Source organism: Catellatospora bangladeshensis (assembly GCF_016862575.1).
Classification (GTDB): Bacteria; Actinomycetota; Actinomycetes; order Mycobacteriales; family Micromonosporaceae; genus Catellatospora; species Catellatospora bangladeshensis.
Window position 1 is genome coordinate 25,928 of record NZ_BONF01000046.1, and the last position, 25,570, is coordinate 51,497.

The window sequence follows — 25,570 nt, forward strand, 5'->3', positions numbered from 1 at the left end:
CGGTTTGCTTAAGCGCCCGTCAGATGGAGAAGTCTGGATTATTCCTGATCACGGAGAACGTCGCACCCTGCGGATCCTTCAGGATGGCGAAGCGCCCGGCGGGAGAGTCCACGGGCGCCATGACCTTGATCGCACCGAGGTCGAGCGCCTTCGCGTACGCCGCGTCGCAGTCGTCGACGGCGAAGTACACCGACCAGTGCGGCGCCATCGGGCCCCAGGCCGGGTCGATGGGCATGGCCCCGGCGACCGGCCGCCCCTCCGCCTCGAACAGGGTGTACGTCAGCCCCTCGCCCATCGACACGTCGCGCATGGCGAGGCCGAACACCTCCTGGTAGAACACCTTGGCGGCGTCGACGTCGGAGGTCGTCAGCTCGTTCCAGGTGACGCTGCCGGGCTCGTTGGCCAGCTCGAAGCCGCCGAACTCCAGCGCCTGCCACGCGGACAGGAAGGCGCCCTCGGGGTCGGTGAAGACCGCCATCCGGCCCTGGCCCATCACGTCCATCGACGGGGCCACCACCCGGCCGCCGTGCTCCTCAACCTTGATCGAGGTGTACTGCAGGTCCGGGGTGGCGAAGTACGTCGACCAGGTGCTGCCCCGGTCGAGGTCGGTGGCCGGGCCGAGCCCGGCGACCTGGCGGCCGTCCTTGCGCAGGATGCGGTATCCCCCGGCATCGGGCCCCATGTCCTCGGCGGTCCAGCCGAACAGCCCGCCGTAGAACGCGGCCGAGGCGTCCAGGTCCGTGCTGCCGAGATCGACCCAGCACGGGGTGCCCTGCTCGTACGTCTGCGCCATGCCTGCCATCCTCGCCGGTTTCGGCTCGCCGGGGGCTGGTTACCTGGAAGAGATGAGCACTGACGCCGTACGCAGGCCGCCGGGCAGCCCCTGGGCGCTCGCCGGATTCGGATTGGCCGTGCTCGTCACGGCCGGAATCGGCGGGCTCGCCGTGAGCGACGCCGGCGGGCAGTACGCCGAGCTGGCCCGGCCCGCCTGGGCGCCGCCGTCGTGGCTGTTCGGGCCGGTCTGGACCGTGCTGTACGTGATGATCGCGATCGCCGGGTGGCTGGCCTGGCGCCGCGCCGGGTTCGGCCCCGCCCTGCTGGTGTACGCCGCCCAGCTCGTGCTCAACGCGGCATGGACCCCGCTGTTCTTCGGCGCGGGCGCCTACGGCTGGGCGTTCGCCGAGATCACGGTGCTGTGGCTGGCCGTCGGCGCGACGGTGTGGCTGTTCGCCCGGATCTCCCGCCCCGCGGCCTGGCTGCTGGTGCCGTACTGGCTGTGGGTCACCTTCGCGGCCGCGCTCAACTTCACGATCTGGCAGCTCAACAAGGGTGTGTCCTGAAAGACTGGCCCCGGTGTGCCGACCAGAGCCTGCGCTGGACCGCTTCCGCGCGGGCCGCAACGAGAGGAACACATCGATGCCCACCACCAAGTCGCCCGGCAAAACCGCCACCCGCGGCAGCCAGCCCGCCCTGCACCAGAAGGGCGCCCAGATCCAGGAGTTCGGCACCGTACGGCAGCTACCCGTGGGCCTGTCCCACGACGCGCGCATGTACTCGTGCGAGCGCCTCAACCAGTGCCTCGCCGACACCCAGATCCTGTACAGCCTCTACAAGAAGCACCACTGGCTGATGCGCGGCCCGACCTTCTACCAGCTGCACCTGCTGCTGGACAAGCACGCGGGCGAGCAGCTGGAGCTCGTCGACGTGATCGCCGAGCGGATCCAGAGCCTGGGCGGCGTCGCCATCGGCGATCCCCGGCACATCGCCGAGATCACCGTGATCCCCCGCCCGCCGGACGGCGTGGAGGAGGTCCCCGCGATGATCTCCCGCCTGCTCGAGGCCCACGAGACCATCCTCATCGCCGCCCACGACGCGGCCCGCCACGCCGACGAGATGGGCGACGACGGCACCAACGACCTGCTCGTCAGCCAGATCATCCGCACCGGCGAGATGCAGGCCTGGTTCCTCGCCGAACACCTCGTCGACACCCCCCTCGTCGAGGCCTGACCACCCACCCACCCACCCGCCCCGACGCGTTGATCATGAACCTATGGACGTGTTCGGCGGCGTGTCCCGACCCTGCCACCGTGATCACCGAGACGGCCCGGCGAGGCGGCCAGGTGATCACGGCGCGAGGGTCGGGACACGCCGTTCATCACGTCCATAAGTTCATGATCAACGCGAAGGGGTGGGGGTGGGGTCGAGGAGGCGGAGGGCTTCGTCGGCGGCGGAGGCGTCGACGAGGATCTGGTAGCGGTCGGCCTGCATGGCCGAGACCGAGGAGAAGTCGTGGCGGCGGCCGCTGAGGACGTGGCCGGCCAGGCCGAGCAGGGCGCCCGCGACCGCGCCGAACAGCGCGCCGTAGAGGACGAGCAGCAGCAGCGACATCAGCGGGGTGATCCAGTTGAAGAAGCCGAACAGCCAGGCGAACAGGCCGCCCACCAGCGCGCCGTTCAGCGCGCCCTGGCCTGCCGCGCGCCAGCCGGTCATCCGGCCGGTGACCTGCTCGACCAGGCTGAGCCCGCGGCCGGCGATCGCCGTGCGCTCCACCGGGAAGCCCTGGTCGGAGAGGTGGTCGACGGCTCGCTCGGCCTCGGCGTACGTCTCGTAGGTCGCGATCACGACCTGGCCGGTGACCCGGCTGTCCGCGGCCCAATCGGTCTGTGTCATGGGAGCCTTCCTCATCACGGCTGACGTTGCCGACCGGGTACCCGGCGTGCGGTCGGGCCAATCCCGGCGGCCGTTTCGCTGCTAGCGGACGGCGGGCCGGGTGCCGGGCGCGAAGCGGAACTGGATCCGCTCCATCAGCCCGCGGCGGCGGGTGTTGTGGAAGGCCGCGACCCGCCAGCCGCCGGGTTCGCGTACCAGGACATAGGTCTGGATCTTCGACAGGGCGGGGCGGCGGCCCTTGAACGTGTCGCCGCGGCCGACCACGACGGCGGTGTCCGGGCCGAGGAACGTGGTGCCGACCGTCTCGGACGCCATCCGGGTGCCCTTGGTGAACGCCTGGAACAGGACCCGGTGGCTCTCGGTGATGTCAGCCCGGCCCCGGTAGTGGGTGCCGACGAAGGTGACGTACGAGGCGTCGGCGGTGAAGGCGCGGCCGAACGCGTCGGCGTCGGCCGCGTCCCAGGCGCGCACGATGCCGTCCAGGAGCTGCTGGATCGCGGCGAGGTCGGCGGTGCGGTCGGGGTGGGACATGGGCCCTCCTAGCATGGGTACGGGTACACAGATACTGCATAGATGCAATATCTGCACGCATGCAGAGATTAGCGCAGAGGAGCCCGCGCCGCCATGTCCGACGACACGCCACCCAAGGGACTGCCCGCGGGGGCGCACGAGGCGTTCCGGCGCCACCTCGACGCGGTGACCGCGTACACGCAGGCGGCGGCGGACGCGGCCGGGATGCACCCCACCGACTGGGCCGCGCTCAGCGTTCTCAACCTGGCCGGGCGGCTCACTTCGGGCGAGCTGGCCGAGCGCACCGGCCTGACCACCGGCGCGACCACCCGCCTCATCGACCGCCTGGAGCGAGCGGGCCACGTACGCCGCGTTCCCGACCCGGCGGACCGGCGGCGCGTGCTGGTCGAGCCGCTGCCCGCGCTGGACGTGGGCGGCATCGTCGACCCGGCGCGGCAACGGCTGGCCGAGGTGTTCCGGCGCTATCGGCCGGAGGAACTGGCCGTGCTCTTCGACTACTTCGGACACGCCGCAGACGCACTGCTCGCGGCCACCCACGACATGCGCGCCCACGCCACCGGCCGAACCCGCCCCTGAGCGGGCCGACCGGCCGACTCCGCGCGGCCCGGCTTGCGCGTAGACGCAGACCGGGCTGCAGTTTCGGGGAAGGTGTGGCTTCGCCAGGCGAAATTCCTGCACTTCCCCGAAACTGCAGCCCGGTCCGGGCGCGACGACGGGAGGGGTCAGATGATGCCCTTGAGGAGCTGGCGGGCCATGACGATGCGCTGGACCTGGTTGGTGCCCTCGTAGATCTGGGTGATCTTGGCGTCGCGCATCATGCGCTCCAGCGGGAAGTCCTTCGTGTACCCGTACCCGCCGAGCAGCTGGACCGCGTCGGTGGTGATGGCCATGGCGACGTCGGAGGCGAAGCACTTCGCGGCGGCGCCGTAGTAGGTCAGGTCGGCGTCGTCGCGCTCGGAGCGGGCGGCGGCGGCGTAGGTCAGCTCGCGCGCGGCGGTCAGCCGCATGCCCATGTCGGCGAGCATGAACTGCACGCCCTGGAAGTCGGCGATCGGCTTGCCGAACTGGCGGCGCTCCTTGACGTACGCCAGCGACGCGTCCAGCGCCCCCTGCGCGATGCCGATGGCCTGGGCGGCGATGGTGACCCGGGTGTGGTCCAGCGTGCGCATCGCGGTGGCGAAGCCGGTGCCGGGCGCGCCGATCAAACGGTCGGCGGGGATGCGGACGTTGTCGAGGTACACCTCGCGGGTCGGCGAGCCCTTGATGCCGAGTTTGCGCTCGGGGGCGCCGAAGCTGACGCCCGCGTCGGCCTTCTCGACCACGAACGCGGAGATGCCCTTGGCGCCGACGCCGGGCTCGGTGACCGCGAAGACGGTGTAGTACTCGCTCACGCCGGCGTTGGTGATCCAGCGCTTGACCCCGTTGAGCACATAGTGATCTTCGTCACGAACTGCCCGGGTTGTCATGGCTGCGGCGTCACTGCCCGCCTCCGGCTCGGAGAGGCAGTAGGAGAACATGCCCTCGCCGGCCGCGACCTTGGGCAGGTAACGCTGCTTGAGCTCGGCGGACGCGGACAGCAGCAGCGGCATGGTGCCGAGCTTGTTGACCGCGGGGATGAGCGAGGACGAGGCACATGCGCGCGCCACCTCCTCGATGACGATGGCTGTGGCCAGGGCGTCCGCGCCCGCGCCGCCGTACTCCTCGGGGACGTGCGGGGCGTGGAAGTCCGACGCACGCAGCGCGTCGAGGCTGACCTGCGGAAACTCGCCGGTCTCGTCGGCGTGGGCGGCGTTGGGGGCCACCTTGGCGTCGCAGACCTCGCGTACCGCCTCGCGGATCGCCTTGTGCTCCTCGGAGAGCTGGTACAGGTCGAACACCGAGACCTCCTCTGACCAGTGATTCGTACCGGTCGGTAGCTTAACGCTCGCTCAGGTAAGCTCGTCCACCCCCCACGGTAAACTTTCCTCGGGGCTGGACAGGGCGTAGGCTCCTCATCTGCTCAAACCCGTTCACCCCCCAGCCCTTGCGGATTAGGAGACAGCGCGTGACCCTCCCGTACGCGAGCCAGCCCGCCCCCGTCACCCCTCCCTCCGGTGCCGCCCGGCCCCGGCTGACGTTCATCGGCACCGGCTACCTGGGAGCCACGTACGCCATCTGCTACGCCGAGCTCGGCTACGAGGTCATCGGCTTCGACGTGGACGTCGACAAGATCGAGAAGCTCGGCCAGGGCCAGGTGCCCTTCCACGAGCCCGGTCTGGACGAGATGCTGCGCCGCAACCTGGCCGCGGGACGGCTGCGCTTCACCACGTCGTACCAGGAGACCGCCGACTTCGGTGACGTGCACTTCATCTGCGTGGGCACCCCGCAGCGGGCCAACGGCCTGGGCGCCGACCTCACCTATGTCGAGGCGTCGGTCACCAACCTGGCCCAGCACCTGACCCGCAAGGCGCTCATCGTCGGCAAGTCCACCGTGCCGGTGGGCACCGCGGAGTGGGTCGAGCAGCTCGTCGCCAAGCACGCCCGCCCGGAGCTGGCCGTCGAGGTCGCCTGGAGCCCCGAGTTCCTGCAGGAGGGCTTCGCCGTCGACGACGTCATGCGCCCCAACCGCATCGTCGTGGCCACCAAGACCGAGTGGTCGAACTCGCTGCTGCACGCCGCGCACAAGGGCGTCTTCGACCTGGCCGCCACCGAGGACCGCGAGGTGCCGGTGGTCGCCACCGACTTCGCCACCGCCGAGCTGGTCAAGGTCGCCGCGAACTCGTTCCTCGCCACCAAGATCTCGTTCATCAACGCGATGGCCGAGGTCTGCGAGGTGGCCGGTGGCGACGTCACCCAGCTCGCCCGCGCGCTGGGCTACGACCCGCGCATCGGCAACCGCTTCCTGCAGTCGGGCGTCGGCTTCGGCGGCGGCTGCCTGCCCAAGGACATCCGCGCGTTCCAGGCCCGCGCCCAGGAGCTGGGCGCCGGTGAGGCGCTGCGCTTCCTGCACGAGGTCGACCTGATCAACCTGCGCCGCCGCCAGCGCGTGCTGAACCTGGCCGCCGGGCTGCTCGGCCGCCGCTTCGGCCCGGCCGGCCCGGACCTGTCCGGCACCCGGATCGCCGTGCTCGGCGCGACCTTCAAGCCCAACTCCGACGACGTACGCGACGCGCCCGCGCTCGCCGTGGCGGGCATGCTGTCGCGCGCCGGGGCCGACGTGCACGTGTACGACCCGCAGGGCATGGAGAACGCCAAGCGCTCGCTGCCCGAGGTCGAGTACGCCAAGTCCCTGGTGGACGCGGTGGCCGACGCCGACCTGGTGTGCGTGCTGACCGAGTGGGCCGAGTTCCGCAACGCCGATCCGGTGGCGCTGGGCGAGGTCGTCAACACCAAGCTGGTCATCGACGGCCGCAACTGCCTCGACGCCTCGGCGTGGAAGTCGGCCGGCTGGACCCTGCGCGCCCTGGGCCGCCCCACGGTCTGACCGCTGATCTGCCGAAAGAGCCCATCCGCCGCGCGGGTGGGCTCTTTCACATCCCCGGCCGTTCCACGATCTTCGTGGCCGAACGCGTGCGCTGCCGCTACCTGACTGAAATGGGGCTTTTCAAAGGTCACTCCGATCAGACATGCTGCCGGTAATCGATCCACACGCCGCGTCGTCGTCTGGTGACGTGCCGGGAGTCGGAGGTTGCCATGGCTGCGGCCAGCACGTGCTCGATGTGTGGCCGGGAGCGGGAAGACCCCACCGTGCGCTGCCCGCACTGCGGTAACACGCCGGAGCAGCTCGCGGCCGAGGTGGCCCGGCTCAACAAGGCCATCGCCGAGATGAACGCCGAGGACGTGCGGCTGTCCGGCGAGCGCAAGAAGCTCAGCGGCAAGCTGCAGGCGGCGCTCTACCAGCGGGACATCCTCGCCCACGCCGAGGCGCAGCGGCAGAAGAAGGCCGCGCCGAAGCAGCGCCGCTGGATCCCCAAGCCGCCCGGGGCGAAGGACCCGGCCGATACGGCCACCGCCCCGCCCCCGGCCGAGAACGGCGCGGACGTGCCCCGGCAGCCGCCCGGCCCGCCCGGTGACGGGCCCCGGCGGACCGCGCCGCGCACCGCCCCGCGCGTCGCGCCGCTGCCCGAGCACGAGCCGGAGGCGTCGCCGCGTTCGGTGCAGAACATCATGCTGGCGCTGGGCTCGCTGCTGATCGGCATCGCCGCGGTGGTCTTCGCCGCCGTCGCGCTCAGCAACGTGGACCCCGGCATCCGGCTGACCGTGCTCGCCCTGGTCACCGCGGTGCTGCTCGGCATCGCGCCGAGCCTGGTCAAGGGCGGGCTGTCGTCGACCGCCGAGGCGCTGGCCGGGGTCGGCCTGGCCCTGCTGCCCATCGACGGCTACCTGCTGGCGCAGCTCAGCCTGATCGACACCTCGCTGGTGATCGTGGCCGGGCTGGTCTTCGCGGTGACGGCCGCGATCGCGTACCTCTACCACCGCGCCACCGGCCTGACCATCCCGCGCTACGCGGTGGTGCTGGCCATCCAGCCGGTGCTGCCGCTGCTGCTGTACGACCTCATCAACGGGCCCGCGGGGTGGGCCGTGGTGCTGACCGTGGTCGCCGCGCAGAACGCGGTGATCGCGCGGGCCGTCGAGATCGCCAACGCGTCCGGCTCGCGGGCCGCGCTGCCGCACACCCTCGCCGAGTTCATGCGGCGGCCGCCGGCCCGGCCCACCGCCGCCCGCGAGTCCGCGTTCTGGCTGCGCGAGCTGGCCTGGATCCTGCACGGCCTGGCCATCGCGGCGGCCGTCGTGTACGCGGTGGCCGCCCTGCTCACCGCGGACACCGTGCCGTCGGTCGGGCGGGCCGCGGCCAGCCTGCTGCTCGCGGTCACGGTCGCCCTGGTGGGCACGCTGATGCTGCGCCGCGCGCCGCTGAGCGAGCTGGCCGCCGGAGCCATGGTGCTGGCCGTGATCGGCTCGGCGGCACGGGTCGCCGTGGTCGCGCTGCCCGACCGGGCACTGCTGGTGATCGCCGCCGCGGTGGCGGTGACCGGCCTCGGCGTACGCGCCGTGCCGGAGCCGACCCGGCGCGGGCCGCAGCTCGCCTCCACGCTGGCACTGGTGGTGCTGGGGCTGTTCGTCGCGGGCACCGCGCTGCGGGCCGCGCTCGCGCCCGTCGCCGCGGCCTGGCCGGTGGGCTCGGCCGACGTCGACGGCTTCGGCGCCGAGATCGCGCAGCGGGCCGGGCACCCCGGCTGGCCGCTGGTGGCCACGGTCGCGCTGCTCACCGTGGCCGCCGCGCTGGCGCTGCCGGCCGCCTGGCGGCACGAGACCGTGGTCGGCGGCGCCGCGCTCACCGCGCTGGCCGCCCCCGCCTCGCTGCAGCTGAGCTGGGTCGCCACCCAGTGGGTGCTGGCCGTCGCCGCCATCGTGCTGCTCGGGGCCGGGATCGGCGTCGCCGGGCTGGGCGGCGCGGGCAGCGCGCCGTGGGCCGCGACCACGCCCCGGGCCGCCCGCGCGCACCTGATCGCCTCGTTCCTGGTCGGCGGGGTCGCCACGGGCGTCGCGCTGGCCCACACCTGGTCCACGGCCGGGCTGATGGCCGTGTTCACGGTGGCGGGCGTGGTGCTGGCGGGCGCGCAGCGCGTACTGCCCGCACCGGCCGACCAGACCGCCACGCTGTCCATGACGGAGGGTCCGGCGGTGGCCGGGCTGACACCGCCCGCGACGGTGCTGCTCGGGGATGCCGCGGCGGGTGCCGCGGCCTTCGCCGCGCCGATCGCGGTCGGCACCGGGGTGCTGACCCTGTTCCCGGCGGCCGGGGAGCAGGTCGCGCTGGCCACCGCATTCCTCGCCTGCGCCGCCGTGCTGGCGCTGGTCGCGGCGCGGCTGGTGGCGCAGCGGCGCATCGGCACGCCCCTCGCGCTGGGCGCCGGGCTGGGCGCCCTGGTCATCGCCGGGGCCGCGTTCGGGGTGGCGGACACGACCGCGCTCGACGCGGGGCTCGGCGCGCTGCTGCTGATCTCGGCGATCCTGCTGGCGCTGGCCCCCTCGATCGACTCCGGCCGCCGTGCCGACCGCGCGCTGGACGGGGCGGACTTCGCCGCCGCCGCCGTCACCGTCGCGCTGGTCGCCGCGCTGGCCCGCACCGCACACCTGATCGCCCCGCAGTACTGGCTGGTGCTCGCGGCGCTGCTGGTGCTCGCCGTGGGCGGCTGCATCCGGCTGCTGCCCGAGGACCTGCGGCGCGGCCCGGTCGCGGGCAGCGCCGTGGCGGGCGTCGTGCTGATCGCCGTCGCGGGCTACCCGGCGCTGGCCGGCGGGATCAAGGCGCTCGCGCTGCCCGGGGAGCTGTGGGCCGCCGACCTTGCCCCGATCGGCGGGGACGTCGGCTTCGGCTGGCAGGCGCCCGTCGCGCTGATCATCCTGGCCGCGGCCAGCGCGATCACGCTGCCCCCGCCGCGCAGCCACCAGGGCGCCGCGATCGCCGCGATCCTGGCCACCGTCGGCGCCCCGGCCGCGCTCGGCTGGCCTTGGTGGGCCCCGATCGTGCTCGGTTTGACCATCGCGACCGGATACGCCCTGGCCTCGGCCGTCGCGCTCGACGCCCGCGCGGGCTACACCCGGCTGGCCGTGGCGACCGCGGTCGCGCTGCACGCGCTCGGGGCGGCCCTGGTGCGGCCGTGGACCACCGCCGCCGCGCTCGGCATGATCGCGCTGGTCGGCGCGGCGATGGTGCTGATGGCCGTCCTCATGACCCGCCAGGCGCAGCTCGCCGCCGGTGAGCCGGAGCCGGGCGAACCGGCCGCGCTGGACCGGCGCGCCCCCGCCCACCTCGACGTGCTCGGCGGCGCGGGCGTGCTCGCCGTGCTGCTGGCCGGGCCTGCCGCGCTCGCCGCCCTGGCCGCGAGCCTGGACAAGCCCGTCGACATCGTGCTCACCGCGGCGCTCGGCGGCACCAGCATCGGCCTGGCCGCGCTCGCCGCGGCACGCCGCCCCGCCGCGCCCTACCTCGGCTGGGGCACCGTCGGCGTGGCGGTCTCCGGCACGCTGATCGCCCTGCTCGCGCTGCCCACCTCGTATCCGGCCGGGGTGTACGCCGCCGCGGCGGTGCTGCTCGTGGTGCTCGCCGAGCTGCTGCGCACCAGCACCCGCGACCAGCTCGGGCTCACCCCGGAACGGACGGCCGCGCCACCGCCGCGCCGGATCCCCCGGGAGGGGCCGCAGCGCTGGCGCGTCGGCTTCGACGCCCGCCTGGAGCTGATCGAGCGCAGCCGCCGCTGGCCGTCCTACCCGGGCGCGATGGCGGCGGCCGCCGCGGCGGCACCGGCTCTGATCGCGCTGTTCTCGCTGACGTCCGCACTGCACGAGGCGCTCGTCCGGCCGTACGACAGCCTCAACGCCATCTGGCAGGGGCCGCCCACCGCCGCCACCGGACCCGGCGACGTCGCCGCCGTGCTCACCGCGGTGCTGCTCACGGTGGCGGCGGGCATCGCCGCGGTCGGCTTCGGCGGCGGGCCCACCCGGGCCGTTTCGGTGGTGGTGCCCGGCGCGGCCGTCACCCTGCTCATCGCCCCGGCCGGGCTCGGCCTGGCCTGGCCCGCGTCGGTGCTGGCCGGGCTCGGCGTGTTCACCGTCTGCATGCTGAGCGTCGCGCTGACCGAGCCGCCCACCGGCGAGGACACCGACCGCCCGATCCGGCTCGCCCGCGTCGCGGTGCTGGTCCTGGGCCTGGTCGCGGGCGGCGCCGGGCTGGCGGGCGCGCTCGCCACCCCCGGCATGACGATCTTCACCTTCGGCGGGGCCGTCGGCGTCGGGGCCGTCGCCGCGCTCGGCGGCAAGTCGCAGCGGGCCCGCATCCTCGGCTGGCTCGGCGCGGCGCTGGCCGCGCAGCTGTTCGTGCTGACCGTCAGCCTGCGCGTCGGCGCGAAGCCGGAGTGGGCGGCGTTCGGCGTGCTGGCCGTCGGCGCGATCCTGATCGTCGGCGCGGCGCTGCACCCGCGTTTCGCCCGGCCCGAGGCGCTGCGCGAAGCGCAGGCGGTCGAGTGGGCCGGGTACACCGCCGGGGTCATCGCGCTCGGGCTCGCCGTGCGGGCGCCGTCGCAGGCCGCCGCGCTGCTCGTCGGCTGGGGCGCGGTGCTCGGCATCGCGGCCACCCGCGCCGGGCGGCCCGCGGGGCAGCGCCGGGTGCTGTTCTGGGCCGCCGCGGCCAGCGAGATCGCCGCCTGGTGGCTGATCATGCGGACCGCCGACATCGCGCTGCCCGAGGCGTACACGCTGCCGTTCGCGCTGCTCGCGCTCGCGGTCGGCCTGCTGGAGCTACGGCAGCGGCCGCAGCTGGGCAGCTGGGCTGCGTACGGCCCGGCGCTGATCGCGGGCTTCGGCCCGACGGTCGTGGTGGTGCTGGTGACGACCACGAACCCGATCCGCGAGGTCGGGCTGCTGGTCGCCGCGATCATCACGCTGGTGGTCGGCTCCCGCTACGGCCAGCAGGCCCCCGTCGCGGTCGGCGCGGCGGTCACCGTCATCGCCGCCCTGCACGCGCTCACCCTGGTCGGCACGACGTGGCTCGGCGTGCTGATCGGCGGCATCGTCCTCATCGTCCTCGGCGCCAACTCCGAACGCCGCCGCCGCGCCACCGACCGCTACCGCCAATTCCGCTGACCCGCGCCGCCTCCGGGCGGCACGGCCAAGATCGTCCGACTTGCCAGGCACCTGGGCGTATCCGCGTTCAAGATACGCCTGTATGCCAGGCAATTCGGACGGTCAAGACGCGGACGTCAGAGGTTCGCCTGGAGGGCGGCGTCCTTCTGGGCGACCAGTTCGGTGAGGCTGTGGGCGTAGTCGGTGAGGGCGGCGCGGAGGGTGGCGTCGTGGGCGCCGAGGATGCGCGCGGCGAGCAGGCCCGCGTTGCGGCCGCCGGCGATGGAGACGGTGGCGACCGGGATGCCGGCCGGCATCTGCACGATGGACATCAGCGAGTCCATGCCGTCGAGGTACTTCAGCGGCACCGGGACCCCGATCACCGGCAGCGGCGTCACGCTGGCGACCATGCCGGGCAGGTGGGCCGCGCCGCCCGCGCCCGCGATGATGACCTTGAGGCCGCGGTCGGCCGCCGACCGCCCGTAGTCGATCATCAGCTGCGGCGTACGGTGCGCGGACACGACGTGGACCTCGTAGGTCACGCCGAACTCGGCCAGCGCCTCGGCGGCGGGCTTCATCACGGGCCAGTCCGAGTCGGACCCCATGATGATCCCGACCTGCGGTGCCGGGGTCTGGTCAGTCATCGCGTTCTCCTCGCTGCGCTCGCCGGGCGCCCTGCGCCGGCCCGATCCGGTGGTTCGCTGGTGCGGCCGCTCAGGCGGGCGCGGTGCCGTAGGTGAGCCAGTGGGCGGCGCGCGCCGCGCGGCGGCGGCAGTCGGCCAGGTCGGCGCCGAGCGCGGTGACGTGCCCGATCTTGCGGCCGGGCCGGGTCTGCTTGCCGTAGAGGTGCACCTTCACGCCGGGCTCGGCGGCCATCAGGTGGTGCAGCCGCTCGTCGATCGACATGCCGCCCTCGGGGCCGCCCAGCACGTTGACCATGACCACGGCGGGCGCAGCGAGCGAGGTGTCGCCCATGGGGTAGTCCAGGACCGCGCGCAGGTGCTGCTCGAACTGGGAGGTGCGGGCGCCCTCGATGGTCCAGTGCCCGGAGTTGTGCGGCCGCATGGCCAGCTCGTTGATCACGAGCCCCTGCGGCGGGTCGCTCTGCTTGCCGGTTCGAGGCCCGCCTCCGGCGACCTCGAACAGTTCGACGGCCAGCAGTCCGACCACGCCCAGCTCGTTCGCGATCCGGATGGCGAGCTGCTGCGCCCCGATCGCTACGTCCTCCGGCAGGTCCGGAGCGGGCGCGAGCACCTCGACGCAGATGCCGTCCTGCTGCACGGTCTCGACCACCGGATACACCGCGACCTGCCCGTATGGCGACCGCGCGACCTGCACCGCCAGCTCGCGGCGCAGCTCGACCTTCTCCTCGACGATCAGCTCGGCGCCACTGGCCAGCAGATCGATGATCTCCTCGACGTCGTTGACGACGAACACGCCGCGGCCGTCGTACCCGCCGCGGGCCGTCTTCACGATAGCGGGCAGCCCGAACTCGACCAGCTCGGCGGCGGTGGCGATGGGTGCCCAGCGCGGCACGGGCGCGCCCAGCTCGGACAGCCGGCGGCGCATCTGGTGCTTGTCCTGGGCGTAGCGCAGCGCGTCGGCGCCGGGGAAGACCTTGTGCCCCTCGGCGGCCAGGGCGCGGATGTGCTCGCCCGGCACGTGCTCGTGGTCGAAGGTGACCACGTCGCACGACTTGGCGAAGGTGCGCAGGGCGGCCAGGTCGGTGTGGCTGCCGAGCTGGACGTCGGCCGCGACCAGCGCCGCGGACTCGTCGACGTCGTTGGCCAGCACCCGCAGCGACTGGCCGAGGGCGATCGCCGCCTGGTGGGTCATTCGGGCGAGCTGGCCGCCGCCGATCATGCCGACGACAGGGAGGCCGGTGCGTGTGTCCATCGCTTCGGAAGTCTAGTCAGCGCCGCCGGGCCGAGGCCTTCGCGCCCTTGCGGGCGGTGGGCTGGGCCACCCGGCGCGGTGCGGCCAGTGCCAGCACCAGCGGCGTACGCTCGTCGCCCTGCCCGAACGGGTTGTCCGCGCACAGCCGGGCGAGCAGGCCCGCGGGCGGCTCGCCGGGCCGCGACCAGCCCAGCAGCCGCATCCCGGCCTCGTCCGCGCCGACCACGGCGCAGCCTTCGAGCATCGCGTACACGTCGTCGGGCAGGGTCTTGCGCAGCGCCGCGACGATCTCCTCGGCGACCCGGTCCGCGCCGCGCGGCGGCGGCACCACGGCCAGGTGCGCGGGCGGGCAGGCCTGCTCGCGGGGCGGGCAGACGGAGCGGGCCAGCGGCCCGGCGACGCGCTCGGCCCAGTTGAGCCGGCCCAGCCGGGCGCAGAGCGCGGCCAGCCCGAGCCGGGCCGGGCCTGCGTGGCCGAGCGCCACCTGCATGCTCCACGGGTCGGCCAGCCCGAGCGCGGGCCCGGCGAGCCGGACCAGGCCGCGGGCGTACGAGCCAGGCTCGATCTCCCAGATGGCCCTGGCCAGGCCCTGTGCGACGGCGACCGGCTTGGCCGCCACGAGCAGGTGCCACGGCTGGCGCAGCGCCTGCCGGGCGGGCTTGTCGGCGCCGTGCGCGAACTCGGCGACGTACCAGGCGAACTTCTCGGCGACCCGGTCCCCGGCCGTGATGGGCTCGGTGACCAGGGCGTGCGTGACCCACTCGGCGCCCCCGGCGGTGATCGCGGCGGCGCGGGGCCGGGGCGGGGCCTGGCGCGCGGCGGGCACCTCGGGCTGGCGCTCGTACGGCGCGACGACCGTCACCAGCCAGCGCTCCAGCAGGTAGCGCCGCCACAGCCGGGCCACGTCGGCCTCGCTCGCGTCGCTCAGGTGCTGCATGACGGCGAGCCCGGCGTGGTCGGTCGGGCCGTGGTGCGGGTAGAGCAGCGCCCCGATCAGCTCCGCGCGCAGCCGCACCAGGATCTCCCGCAGCGGCGGCTCCAGGGTGGCCGCTGCGGGCGCGGCGACGGCGGCCCGCAGCGACACCGGCGGCAGGGTGCGCTCGGCGAGCACCCGCAGCTCGCCGCGCAGCGCCTCGTCGCCGGTCTCCAGGCCGCGGTAGGGGAAGCGCAGCGCCACGCCGTAGCGGGCGGCGACCCGGTCGGCCAGCCGCGACAGGTGGCCTACCGGCCCGCGCCACCCCGCCGCGCCGAGCAGCGCGTCCACCTCGCCGCCGGTGGACCGGGCGACGGCCCAGGCCAGGTACGCCGACAGGTCCGGCACCGGCTCGCCGACGTCGGCGAGGAAGCCGTCGACGTCGATCTCGTCGGCGAAGAACGGCAGCGCCCGGTGCCGCACGCTGGCATCGGGCAGCGGCCCGAGCAGCGCCGACGCGTACGCCGACGAGTCCATCGGCAGTCCCGGGAAGTTCACCGAGTACACCGGCAGCCCGCGGTGCTGGGGGTGCTCGGCCAGCGCCGCGCCGAGCACGGCCGCGCCGGGCAGGCCGGGACCGAGCAGCACGCCGAGGCGCCCCTCGCCGACCGAGCCGAGCAGCGCCATCCGGCCCGTGATCGCCGTACCCCGGCGGCGGGCCGGCGGATGCGCGCGGACCAGCCAGCCGTCGGTGTGCCCGGCGGAGATCTCGACAACCTGGTCGGGCAGCACCCGGCGGATGCCGTCGAAGAACGTGGCCGCGCCCTCGTCGCAGCCGCCGACGGCGAGGAACCGGGCGACCGTCTCCGGGTCGGGCCGGGCGGGCACCCCCGCCGCGAGCAGCGCGGTCGGCTCGCTGGCGACCAGCACCGAGCCGCGGGTGCGGGCGTAGTAGAGCGGCGGGCCGTCGCCGCTGCGCGCCAGCACCAGCCCTTCCGGATCGGCCATGATCAGCGTGTACGGGTCGGCGCCGCCGACCAGGCCCAGCGGCCCGCGCTCGGCGTACCGGTTGGCCAGGGTGCTCAGCTCGACGATGCCGTCCACGATCAGCGTGGTGGTGTCGAGCCGGTGCACGATCGGCAGCGCGGCCCGGACCAGCAGCTTCGCCGACCCGTTGACGTCGCGGGCCTCCTCGGAGCCGCGCGGGGCGAGCGCCCGGGACAGCGCGGTGAGCGTCTCGGTGGAGCTGCGATCGGAGCCGAAACTCAGCAGGGCGGCGAGACCGGCCACGCGACCATCTCCTCAGGGCAGGCTGGGCGACGGTGGCTTCACCACTGCGGGGGCAGGGGCAGGCACGCCACTGTCGTTCGGGGGAGCTTTCAGCCTAGCCAGGATTGTCCGTTTGGCCGCTCATATCGTGCTATCAGCCGAGAATTGTCGCCAGTTCGACAGTTGTCGTCACGGGACGGTCGCACACGAACCCCCGGCACACGTAGGCCGTGGGCTGCCCGTCGAGCATCGTGCGGCCCGCCAGCAGCGGCACGCCTGGCGCGTCCGGGTGACCCGCCACGATCACCGCGCCGGGTGGCGCGTGCTCGATCGCGGTCAGCACGAGCGGGTCGCCCTCCGGGTCGCCGGTCACGATCGCGATCTCGTACGGCCCCGACAACAGCGCCTCCGCCCCCGCCGCGGCATACCCGGCGAACCGCGGGTGCCGGGCCAGCAGCGGCGCGACCGTGGACAGCGCCCGCTCGGCCATCTCCCGCCAGCGCGGCTCCCCGCTCAGCGCCGCGTAGCTCAGCAGCGCGTTGACCAGCGACGACAGCCCCGACGGGGTGGCGTTGTCGGTCGGGTCGGCGGGCCGGATCACCAGCTGCTCGGCGTCGTCGGCGGTGTCGTGGAACCCGCCCTGCCCGTCCCGGAACCGCTCCCCCGCCACGTCCAGCAGCACTCCCGCCGCGGCAAGCCAGCGCCCGTCCCCGGTGACCTGGTGCAGCGCGCAGAACGCCTCCGCCACGCAGCCGTAGTCCTCCAGCACGCCCGCCGGCCGCCCCACCACGCCGTCCCGCGACACCCGCCGCAGCCTGCCGTCCACCAGGTGGTGCGTCAACAGCAGCTCACCGGCCTCCACCGCGACCGCCCGGAAGTCCACGTCCTCCACCACGGACTCGCCGCCGACCTCGGTGGAGTTGCGCCAGAACTCGCACAGCGCGGTGATCGCCAGCCCGTTCCAGGAGGCCACCACCTTGTCGTCGCGCATCGGCTGCGCCCGGTCGCGGCGGGCCGCCATCATCAGCCCGCGCACCCGCGCCCAGCGCTCCTGCACCTGCGGCGCGGCGTCGTCGATGTCGCGCTTGAGCACGAGCACCGACGTGCCGTGCTCGAACGTGCCCGCATCGGTCACCCCGAACAGGTCCGCAGCGAACTTCGCGTCGTCCTCGCCGAGCACCTCGGTCAGCTGCGCCGGGGTCCACGAGTAGGTGGTGCCCTCCACGCCCTCGGTGTCGGCGTCCAGCGCCGAGGCGAACCCGCCCTCCGGCGTCTGCAGATCATTGACCAGGAACAGCGCCGTCTCGGTGGCGATCCGCTGCGCCAGCGGATCCCCGGTCAGCCGCCAGATCTCGTTGTACGCCCGCAGCAGCAGCGCGTTGTCGTACAGCATCTTCTCGAAGTGCGGCACGGTCCACGTCGCGTCCACGGCGTACCGGTGGAACCCGCCCGCGAGCTGGTCGTAGATGCCGCCCCGGGCCATCGCCTCACCGGTGTGCCGGGCCAGCTCCAGCGACTCGGCGTCCCCGGCGCGCCGGTGGTGGCGCAGCAGGAACAGCATCAGCATGTGCGGCGGGAACTTCGGCGCCCCGCCGAACCCGCCGCGCACCGTGTCGTAGTCGCCGCGCAGCAGCTCCACCGCGTGGTCCAGCAGCTCCTTGGTGATCTCGCCACCACCGCCGAGCGGGTTGCGGGCGATCGCCTCCACCACCGCGTCGCCCTGCTCCAGCACCTGCTGCCGCTGGTCCCGCCACGCGTCCGCGACCGCCCCCAGCAGCCTCGTGAACTGCGCCTTCGGGTAGTACGTGCCGCACAGGAACGGCTTGCCGTCCGGGGCGGCGAAGACCGTCATCGGCCAGCCGCCCTGACCGGTCATCGCCTGCGTCGCCGACATGTAGACCGCGTCCACGTCGGGCCGCTCCTCGCGGTCCACCTTGATCGCCACGAAGTGCTCGTTGACCAGATCGCCGACGACGGCATCCTCGAACGACTCGTGAGCCATCACATGGCACCAATGGCACGCCGCGTACCCCACGGAGATCAGCACCGGCACGTCCCGCCGCTTCGCCTCCGCGAACGCCTCGTCACTCCACGGCCACCAGTGCACCGGATTGTCAGCGTGCTGCAGCAGGTAGGGCGAGGTCGCGTCCCCGAGTCGATTCACGCTCCCACCCTCTCACAACCGCCCACCCCGTCCGGGTTCGTGGCGCGCTTTCCGGGAAAGTGCACGAATACCCGCTCTCCGGCGTGCACTTTCGGGGAAAGTGCACCGGGGAAGCCCTTGGCGATCTTGGGGCGGCCGACGATCCCGCTGCGCCGGTCAGCGGCTGGACTTCATGGCGGCCAGACGGGATTCGATCTCCTGGTCGCGGGAGGCTTTGGAGAGTTCCTCGAACTGGGCGTCGACGGTGGAGGCCTGAAGTTCCTCGTGGCCCTTCAAGCGGGCCTCCTCGCGGCGGACCATCTCCTCGAAGCGGCTGATCTCGGTGGTCGGGTCGAGGGTGTTGATGCTGTTCATCGAGGCCTGGACGCGGCCGCGGGCCTCGGTGACCTTGGCGCGGCCGACCAGCTCGTCGCGCTTGCGCCGCAGCTCGTCGAGCTTCTCGCGCATCTGCGTGACGCCCTGCTTGAGCTGGTCGGTGACCTGCGTCTGCTCGGCGATCATCGGGGCGAAGTTCTTGACGTCGTTCTCGTACGCGATCTGCTTGCCGATGGCGATGCGGGCCAGGTTGTCGAACTTGTCCGCGTCGGCGGCATTGCTAGCGCGCACCTGGTCCGCCTTGGCGCTGGCCGCCTGGGCCTTGACCTGCCACTCCTCGGCGTTCTTCTGCGCCTCGGCCGAGTCGGCCTCCAGCAGGCGCAGGTTGGCGATGGTCTGCGCCACCGCGTTCTCGGCCTCGCCGATGTTCGCCGTGTAGTCGCGCACCATCTGGTCGAGCATCTGCTGCGGGTCCTCGACGTCGTCGAGCATCGCGTGGATGTTGGCGCGGGCCATCTGGGTGATCCGGCCGAGGATCGACTGAGCCGCCATGATCTTGCTCCTCTTCTGCTACTTCTCCGGTCGCGTCCACGTGCTGGGGCCGCCGAAGCGGCCCTGAACCGTCCGCGACCCGGGGGCCGTCGCGTCGTCCTGGCCGGCCTCGCTGGTGAGGCCGATCCGGAAACCGCCCATGCCCCCTCCGCCGAGCATGCTGTCGAGCAGGATGCCGCCGAGGACGGCGCCGCCCATGCGGCCCGCCGCGGCGGTGCCGAAGCCGCCGGGGCCGCCGATGACGACCCGGCCGCCGCCCTGCTGGCCGTACCCGGACGGGAAGGACCAGCGTTCGACGTCGTCCCGGGCGGAGTCGACGGCCTGCGCGGCGAGGTCGTGCGCGCGTTCGGCGGCCGACAGCGCGGCGACCGGGTCGGTGGTGTTCTCGGCGCGGTCGAGCTGCGCGTGCGCCTCGGACAGCCGGGCCCGCGCGGTGGAGCCGACCGCGCCGCGGCGGGTGGTGATGTAGTCGGTCGCCGAGTCCACGGCGGAGCGGGCCGCGTACAGCGCCTGTTCGAGCTGGCGGCGGGCCTGCTGGGAACGGTCGGCGGCGTCACGCATCGAGCCCATGGCCTGGGCCAGTCCGGCCGCGGCGGCCTCCAGGCGGCGCATCATGCCCAGCGGATCGGTCCTCGCGCCGGTCAGGTGTACGCGTACGTCGCCGGTGACCTGGTCGGCGCGGGCGACGGCGGCGGCGAGGTTCATCTGGTCGGCTCCCCCGGCGTCGCCCGCGGCCTGCCGTGCCGCCTTGCCCGCGGCGACCTCGGCCTGCACCTCGTCGAGCAGCCGGGTCACGTTGGCTCCGGCGGCGTCCAGGTCGGCGGCGCCCTTGTCGAGCGCCGCCAGCAGGTTCGACGCCTGGCCGACGGCCTGCTCCGCGCCGCGGATGGCCAGTGCGGCCCGGCCCCGGTCCTTGCCGGCCAGCGCCGTCGCGGCCTCGCGGAGCTGCTCGTCGGCGAAGTCGAGCCGGGCGGCGGCCTCGGTGGCGTTGCCCGCGATCGGGGTGAGCGCGCCCTCGGTGTAGCGGTCGGCCAGGCGGGCCAGCGTGGCCTCGGCGGCGGGCAGCGCGCCGCGCAGCTGTGCGGCGCGGGTGGTGAGGCCCGCGCTCAGCTCCTCGGCGTTGGCCTGCATGGCGCGCAGCTTCTCGAACGCGTCGGCCTCGGCGTCCAGGCGCCGGTCCACCGCGGCGCAGCGGTCCACGATGTCGCGCAGCAGCCGCCGCTGGGTGGGCTCGTCCTCGGGGATCTCGTCGTCGAGCTGGTGCCGGATGCGGAACGCCGCTGCCAGCTCCTCCTTGGCGGCGGCGACCGCGGCGGCGTACGCGGTGACGGCGGCGGCGCCGTACTGCGCCGTGGCGAAGCCGAGTTCCTGCTCGCTGGTGCGCACCGCGTTGTCCACGGCGACGAGCTGCGCGTTGGCGTAGGTGTTGAGCTGCTGCGTGGTGTACGCGGCGTACGGGTCGGCCGGGCCGGTGGGCGGCTTCGGGACGGACTCCGCCCGCCCCTGCCGCTTGCGCCGTCGCCCCAGCATGGTGAACAGCAGCACCACGGCCAGGGCGGCGACGATGAGGCAGCACAGCACCGAGAAGAGGTCGACTTCGCTGCTCTGCACCGGCACGTGATCACGATATCGTCCGGAATGCCCTGCAATCGCACTAATCGATTGCGGCGGATACCCGCGACTGACCAGGGGAAAGAGAGGTCAGGAGGCGGTGCCCGTGCCGGTGCGGGAGCGGACCGAGCGGAGCGGGGCGGCGGCCAGCGCCAGGGCCCGCAGCGACTCGGTGATCTGGTCGGCGGGCAGCGGGCGGGAGAAGTGGAAACCCTGGCCGGCGTCGCAGCCCAGGCGGCGCAGGGCGGTGCGCTGGTCGGCGGTCTCCACGCCCTCGGCCACCACCCGCAGCCCGAGCTGGCGGCCCAGGTCCACCACCGCCTGCACGATGGCGGCGGCCTGCTTGGAGTCGGCCATGCGCGCCACGAAGGTGCGGTCCACCTTCAGCTCGTCGACCGCGATCCGGGTGAGGAAGGTCAGCGAAGAGAAGCCGGTGCCGAAGTCGTCGACGGCGAACCTGACGCCGAGTTCACGCAGCTCGCGCAGCACCTGGTCGGTGACGGGCAGCGGGCTGAGCACGACCGTCTCGGTGATCTCCAGGACCAGCTTCGCGGCGGGCACGCCGTGCCGGCGCAGCAGCTCGGCCACGTCGGCGGGCAGCTGCGGGTCGAGCAGCGAGCGCGGCGAGAGGTTGACGGCGACCGGCACGTCCACGCCCTGCCGCAGCCACTGCGCCGCGAGCGCCAGCGCCTGGTCGAGCACGTGGTGGGTGAACCGGCCGAGCAGATCGCTGGCCTCGACGGCGCGTACGAAGTCCTTCGGGATGAGCAGGCCGCGCCGCGGGTGGTGCCAGCGGATGAGCGCCTCGACCCCGGTCGGCGCGCCGCTGCGCAGGTCCACCGCGGGCTGCATCATGAGGTGCAGCTGGTCGTCGGCGGCCAGTGCGGTGCGCAGCTCGGCCACCAGGGCGAGCCGGTCGGTGCTGGTGCGGTCGCGGTGCGGGTCGTATCCGGTGACCCGCGCCCCCGACTCCTTGGCCTGGTAGAGCGCGATGTCGGCACGGCGCAGCAGCTCCGTCAGGTCGAACTCGCCGGCCGTGGCCACCACCACGCCGACGGACACCTCCGACGACAACGTCACCCCGGCGACCTCGGTCGGGCTGGCCAGGGCGGCGGTCAGCATGCGGGCCCGGCGCTGCGCCACCACGGTGGCCGCGGTCAGCCGGTCCGGCTCGTCGTGGTCCGGGGACAGCCCCGGCAGGTCGGTCACCAGCAGCGCGAACTCGTCGCCGCCGAGGCGGGCCAGCAGTTCGCCGTGGCCGACGTCGGCCGACAGGCGGGTGGCCGCGGTCTGCAGCAGCTCGTCCCCGGCCAGGTGGCCCAGCGTGTCGTTGACCTCTTTGAAGTGGTCCATGTCGAGCAGCAGCAGGGCCACCGGGGTCCGCGCGTCGAGCCCGCGCAGCACCGCATCGCCGCGGTCCATCAGGGCGTCGCGGTTGAGCAGCCGGGTCAGCGGGTCGTGGTGGGACTCGTACATGGTGCGTTCGCGCAGCTCGCGCAGGGCGCTGTGGGTGGCCGCGTCGTGCAGGGCGGCGGACAGCGCGTCGCCGAACACGGCCAGCCGGTGCTGGTCGTTGAGGCCCCAGCCACGCTGGCGCAGCGGGCGCAGGGTGAGCACGCCCACCCGGCCGCCGGCCACCTCCAGCACCCGGGTCAGCGGCGGGATCCGGTCGGGGTCCACGCCGGACGCGGCGGGCGCCGGTTCGATCTGGATCTCGTCGCCGGTCCGGGCGGACCAGCGATAGCGGGTCTGCGAGCCGAGCACGGTCAGCTCGGCGGCGCGCACCGGGAACAGCGAACGGGCCGCGTGCAGGCCCTCCCGGGCCACCGCGACCTCGTCGAGCCGGTGCAGCGAGCGGCTGGCCAGGGCGAACGCGCGCCACGTGCGGCGCTCCTCGTCCTCGTGCACGCGGTGCACGTAGAGCTGGTGCAGCAGCCACAGCAGCGGCGGCAGCACCCAGAGCCAGCTGGTGCCCCACAGCCGTACGGCGACCAGGCCCAGCGCCACGTTGCCGACGATCATCACCGGGGTGCCGCGCAGCGCCTGCCACACCACGCCCACCATGGACTGCCCGTCGCGTACGGCCAGGTGCACCGCGAGCAGGCCCGCACTGGTCAGCAGGTAGGTCAGCGCGGCCAGCACCACCACCACGGCGGCCTGCGCCGTCATCGGCTGCACGGGCACGCCGCTGCCCTGGACGACCAGCGCCGCGAGCCCGGCGGCCAGCGTCAGCGAGGCGGCCGCGCGGACCGTCTCCACCGGACTGGTGCGGTTGCCCGAGACCAGCGACACCACCGGCTTGGCCAGCAGCACGCCGATGCCCGCGGCGGCCGGCACCCAGGACACCGGGACCAGGATGAAGCCCACGATCAGCGCGGCCTCGCCCCAGTCCACATCGATGCCGGTGGAGCCGACCCGCATGCGCAGGCCGAACAGGTGGGCCAGTGTGATCAGGCCGATGAGCAGGCCGAACTGCCGGAGGTCACCCTCGCGTACGCCGAGGAGCAGCCCGAAGCCGCCGACCAGCACGCCGGCGACCACCAGCACGGAGATGACGGCGCGGGCACGAGGCGTCAGCGAAGCGGCGCCGGACCGGCGATACAGCCCGTCCACCGCGCGCGTCAGCCAACTGCCCATCTGGTGCCCCCTGTCCGAGCGCATGCGGCGGAGGGCTGCCGCCTAGGGGAAGGCGACGCTCTCCGGCCTGACGCGACAGGTCCGGGGGCCGGGTCCCTCGATCCGCCTCAGCGAGGGTCCGGCACGGCGGGTGTGTCGGTCGGCGCGCCGTCACTCATGCTCGCCGAATCGAACGTCTCGGGCAACCGCTTCAGCCGTTGATTCATGTTGCGAATCAGGAAAACAGTTGCAGCGGCCAGGAGCAGGATCAACAGCAGCGCCATCGGCCCGGCGAGACCGTCGCCCGACCGGGTGTCGCCGAAGTTGTTGTCGGCCAGGAACTCCAGCATCTGCCTCACCTATCCGTCGCCGCCGGCTCGCGTACACCGGCGAACAGGTCTTCCTCGGGGATCGCGGTCGCCACGGCGGACCGGACCAGCTGGTAGTCCTCGGTCGGCCAGGCGGCCCGCTGCACGGTCAGCGGCGCGCGGAACCAGGGACCGTCCGGGTCGATCTGGGTCGCGTGCGCGCGCAGCGCGTCGTCGCGCAGCTCGAAGTACTCGCCGCAGGGCACCCGGGTGGTGATGCGCGGCGACTTGTCGCCCTGCCAGTCGTCGTTGAGCCGCTCCCCGTACGGCGACTCCAGCCCGGCGGCCAGCATGGCCTCGTGCATCGCGGTGAACTTCACCTTGGTGAAGCTGATGTGGTAGTAGACCTTCGGCACGTCGAACGCGTCGCCGAACTCGGGGAAGCGCGCCGGGTCGGCGGCGGCCTCGATCGCGGCCATCGAGATCAGGTGCGTCTGGATGTGGTCGGGGTGCGGGTAGCCGCCCTCCTCGTCGTAGGTGAGCAGCACCTGCGGCCGGAACTCGCGGATGAGCTTCACCAGCGGCGCGGCCGCCTCCTCGACCGGCACCCGGGCGAAGCAGCCCTCGGGCAGGCCGGACGGGTCGGCCGGGTCGTAGCCCTCGATCCAGCCCGAGTCGACGAAGCCGAGCCAGGCCTGGTCGACGCCGAGGATGTCCCGGGCCGCGGCCATCTCCGCGCGGCGGATCTCGGCGATGTTCTCCCAGACCTCCGGGCGGTCCAGTTTCGGGTTCAGCACGTCGCCGCGCTCGCCGCCGGTACACGTGACGACCAGCACGTCCACGTCCTCCCGGGCGTAACGCGCCATCGTCGCGGCACCCTTGGACGACTCGTCGTCCGGATGCGCGTGCACCGCCATCAGTCGCAGCCGCTGCGTCACCGTGCTCTCCCCACGTGCGAGAATCGACCCCAACAGTGTTCCTCACGCCCCCGACACGCCTAGCGAAGGACCCCCACCGGTGACCGAGACCTCCACCGACACCGCCGCCGGCCAGGTGGCCGAGCGCGCGCCGTGGCCGGCCGGGCGTTACGGACGCCGGCGCGAGCGCCGCGGCGCCTCCCGCCCCGCCGTGCTCGCCCTGGCCCTCGTCGCGGCCCTGGTGTTCACCCTGATCGGGGTGCGCCTTTATCGGGCGTACGGTGACGGAGACTACACAGCCTCGGTGACCGCCTTCGACGAGATCACCGACACACAGGTCGTGGTGACCTTCATGATCCGGCTGCCCGCCGACGGCGAGGCGGTGTGTCTGGTCCGGGCGCGCGACAAGACCGGGACCGAGATCGGTCGGGAAGAGGTCACAGTGCGGCCGGGTCCGGATCCGGAGCGCACCATGGTGAGCCACCGCCTGGTGACCACGGGACGCCCGGTCACCGGAGAGGTTAAGGGCTGCCACCCCGCCTGATCCGCTGGTAGGTTGGTAACTTCGCCCATCGCGCTCAAGGAGGCAGGTACCTCTTTGGCGCAGGCGGTCGAGCACCGCCCGCACGAGTCCGAAAAATCCGTAAGACCTGAGGAGAACGCCCGTGTCCACGACTGATGCCACCTGGCTGTCCCAGGACGCGTACGACAGGCTCCAGGCCGAGCTCAACGAGCTCATCGCCGCCCGCCCCGCCATGGCCGCGGAGATCAACGCCCGCCGCGAGGAGGGCGATCTTCGCGAGAACGGCGGCTACCACGCCGCGCGCGAGGAGCAGGGCAAGGCCGAGGGCCGGATCCGCCAGCTCCAGGAGCTGCTGCGGGTGGCCCGCGTCGGGGAGGCGCCGAAGGGTGACGGCGTGTCCGTCGGCACCGTGGTCACCATCTACTTCGACGACGACACCGACGACACCGAGACGTTCCTGCTGGGCTCGCGCGAGATCGCGGCCACCACGGATCTCACCGTCTACTCACCGGAGTCGGCGCTGGGCCAGGCCATCACAGGCGCCCGCAAGGGCCAGACCGTGACCTACACGGCCCCCAGCGGCCACGACATCAAGGTCACCGTCGTCTCCTTCGAGGCCTTCGCGGGCTGACCCTCCCGTTCTCATGATCAAGGCTCTCCGCGGTCCGCGCGGGGAGCCTT

20 protein-coding genes are annotated in these 25,570 nt (G+C 73.5%); 7 read left to right on the forward strand and 13 right to left on the reverse strand.

Translation table 11 applies throughout. The features are described from left to right. Nucleotides 1-19: 19 nt before the first annotated feature. Nucleotides 20-793: a VOC family protein gene (locus Cba03nite_RS33275; RefSeq protein ID WP_239126201.1), complete on the reverse strand. Its 774-nt coding sequence runs from the start codon at nucleotides 791-793 to the stop codon at nucleotides 20-22. 52 nt (nucleotides 794-845) lie between these two features. On the opposite strand from Cba03nite_RS33275, the gene Cba03nite_RS33280 reads away from it, so the two are divergent. Continuing rightward, on the forward strand, nucleotides 846-1,340 hold the full coding sequence (locus Cba03nite_RS33280) for a TspO/MBR family protein (RefSeq protein ID WP_203755084.1): 495 nt from the start codon (nucleotides 846-848) through the stop codon (nucleotides 1,338-1,340). A 76-nt stretch (nucleotides 1,341-1,416) separates the two neighbouring features. Then, nucleotides 1,417-2,007, forward strand: a complete 591-nt coding sequence (locus Cba03nite_RS33285; protein ID WP_203755087.1) for a Dps family protein — start codon at nucleotides 1,417-1,419, stop codon at nucleotides 2,005-2,007. Between the two features lie 168 nt (nucleotides 2,008-2,175). Here the strand turns inward: Cba03nite_RS33285 and Cba03nite_RS33290 are convergent, their stop codons facing one another. Next, nucleotides 2,176-2,670 (reverse strand): YflT domain-containing protein, encoded by a 495-nt coding sequence (locus Cba03nite_RS33290; protein ID WP_203755090.1) that lies wholly within the window; start codon nucleotides 2,668-2,670, stop codon nucleotides 2,176-2,178. 81 nt (nucleotides 2,671-2,751) lie between these two features. Further along, complete coding sequence (locus Cba03nite_RS33295; protein WP_203755103.1) at nucleotides 2,752-3,201, reverse strand: SgcJ/EcaC family oxidoreductase; 450 nt, start codon at nucleotides 3,199-3,201, stop codon at nucleotides 2,752-2,754. 93 nt (nucleotides 3,202-3,294) lie between these two features. On the opposite strand from Cba03nite_RS33295, the gene Cba03nite_RS33300 reads away from it, so the two are divergent. Continuing rightward, complete coding sequence (locus Cba03nite_RS33300) at nucleotides 3,295-3,777, forward strand: MarR family winged helix-turn-helix transcriptional regulator (RefSeq protein ID WP_239126202.1); 483 nt, start codon at nucleotides 3,295-3,297, stop codon at nucleotides 3,775-3,777. A 146-nt stretch (nucleotides 3,778-3,923) separates the two neighbouring features. Here the strand turns inward: Cba03nite_RS33300 and Cba03nite_RS33305 are convergent, their stop codons facing one another. Then, on the reverse strand, nucleotides 3,924-5,078 hold the full coding sequence (locus Cba03nite_RS33305) for an acyl-CoA dehydrogenase family protein (protein WP_203755115.1): 1,155 nt from the start codon (nucleotides 5,076-5,078) through the stop codon (nucleotides 3,924-3,926). A 233-nt stretch (nucleotides 5,079-5,311) separates the two neighbouring features. Between Cba03nite_RS33305 and Cba03nite_RS33310 the strand changes: the two genes are divergently transcribed. Both Cba03nite_RS33310 and Cba03nite_RS33315 read left to right on the forward strand, forming a co-directional pair. After that, entirely contained in the window at nucleotides 5,312-6,664 is a 1,353-nt protein-coding gene (locus Cba03nite_RS33310; protein WP_371821545.1) for a UDP-glucose dehydrogenase family protein, read from the forward strand. 209 nt (nucleotides 6,665-6,873) lie between these two features. Then, complete coding sequence (locus tag Cba03nite_RS33315; RefSeq protein ID WP_203755119.1) at nucleotides 6,874-11,826, forward strand: SCO7613 C-terminal domain-containing membrane protein; 4,953 nt, start codon at nucleotides 6,874-6,876, stop codon at nucleotides 11,824-11,826. Nucleotides 11,827-11,942: 116 nt separating this feature from the next. Here the strand turns inward: Cba03nite_RS33315 and purE are convergent, their stop codons facing one another. From purE to mca, 9 genes are all read right to left on the reverse strand, one after another. Then, on the reverse strand, nucleotides 11,943-12,449 hold the full coding sequence (gene purE / locus Cba03nite_RS33320; protein ID WP_203755121.1) for a 5-(carboxyamino)imidazole ribonucleotide mutase: 507 nt from the start codon (nucleotides 12,447-12,449) through the stop codon (nucleotides 11,943-11,945). Nucleotides 12,450-12,519: 70 nt separating this feature from the next. Further along, nucleotides 12,520-13,701, reverse strand: coding sequence for a 5-(carboxyamino)imidazole ribonucleotide synthase (locus Cba03nite_RS33325; protein WP_203755125.1), 1,182 nt, complete (start codon nucleotides 13,699-13,701; stop codon nucleotides 12,520-12,522). Nucleotides 13,702-13,717: 16 nt separating this feature from the next. Beyond that, complete coding sequence (locus Cba03nite_RS33330; RefSeq protein WP_203755128.1) at nucleotides 13,718-15,904, reverse strand: asparagine synthase-related protein; 2,187 nt, start codon at nucleotides 15,902-15,904, stop codon at nucleotides 13,718-13,720. A gap of 133 nt (nucleotides 15,905-16,037) precedes the next feature. Then, entirely contained in the window at nucleotides 16,038-18,047 is a 2,010-nt protein-coding gene (locus Cba03nite_RS33335; protein WP_203755131.1) for a thioredoxin domain-containing protein, read from the reverse strand. A 156-nt stretch (nucleotides 18,048-18,203) separates the two neighbouring features. Beyond that, the gene (locus Cba03nite_RS33340) at nucleotides 18,204-18,914 is read right to left on the reverse strand and encodes a PspA/IM30 family protein (protein ID WP_203755134.1); all 711 of its coding nucleotides are present in this window, start codon (nucleotides 18,912-18,914) and stop codon (nucleotides 18,204-18,206) included. Between the two features lie 18 nt (nucleotides 18,915-18,932). Continuing rightward, the gene (locus tag Cba03nite_RS33345) at nucleotides 18,933-20,531 is read right to left on the reverse strand and encodes a hypothetical protein (protein ID WP_203755137.1); all 1,599 of its coding nucleotides are present in this window, start codon (nucleotides 20,529-20,531) and stop codon (nucleotides 18,933-18,935) included. An 84-nt stretch (nucleotides 20,532-20,615) separates the two neighbouring features. Beyond that, nucleotides 20,616-23,162 carry a putative bifunctional diguanylate cyclase/phosphodiesterase gene (locus tag Cba03nite_RS33350; RefSeq protein ID WP_239126203.1) on the reverse strand — a complete coding sequence of 849 codons (2,547 nt, stop codon included), beginning with the start codon at nucleotides 23,160-23,162 and terminating at the stop codon, nucleotides 20,616-20,618. Between the two features lie 107 nt (nucleotides 23,163-23,269). Continuing rightward, a complete protein-coding gene (locus Cba03nite_RS33355; protein ID WP_203755140.1) occupies nucleotides 23,270-23,491 on the reverse strand; it encodes a hypothetical protein in 222 nt (73 codons plus the stop codon). Between the two features lie 5 nt (nucleotides 23,492-23,496). Next, nucleotides 23,497-24,387 carry a mycothiol conjugate amidase Mca gene (gene mca, locus Cba03nite_RS33360; protein WP_203755143.1) on the reverse strand — a complete coding sequence of 297 codons (891 nt, stop codon included), beginning with the start codon at nucleotides 24,385-24,387 and terminating at the stop codon, nucleotides 23,497-23,499. Nucleotides 24,388-24,466: 79 nt separating this feature from the next. On the opposite strand from mca, the gene Cba03nite_RS33365 reads away from it, so the two are divergent. Together Cba03nite_RS33365 and greA are read left to right on the forward strand one after the other, a co-directional pair. Then, on the forward strand, nucleotides 24,467-24,910 hold the full coding sequence (locus Cba03nite_RS33365; RefSeq protein WP_346113873.1) for a DUF4307 domain-containing protein: 444 nt from the start codon (nucleotides 24,467-24,469) through the stop codon (nucleotides 24,908-24,910). A gap of 121 nt (nucleotides 24,911-25,031) precedes the next feature. Next, nucleotides 25,032-25,520 carry a transcription elongation factor GreA gene (gene greA, locus Cba03nite_RS33370; protein ID WP_203755146.1) on the forward strand — a complete coding sequence of 163 codons (489 nt, stop codon included), beginning with the start codon at nucleotides 25,032-25,034 and terminating at the stop codon, nucleotides 25,518-25,520. Nucleotides 25,521-25,570 lie beyond the last annotated feature (50 nt).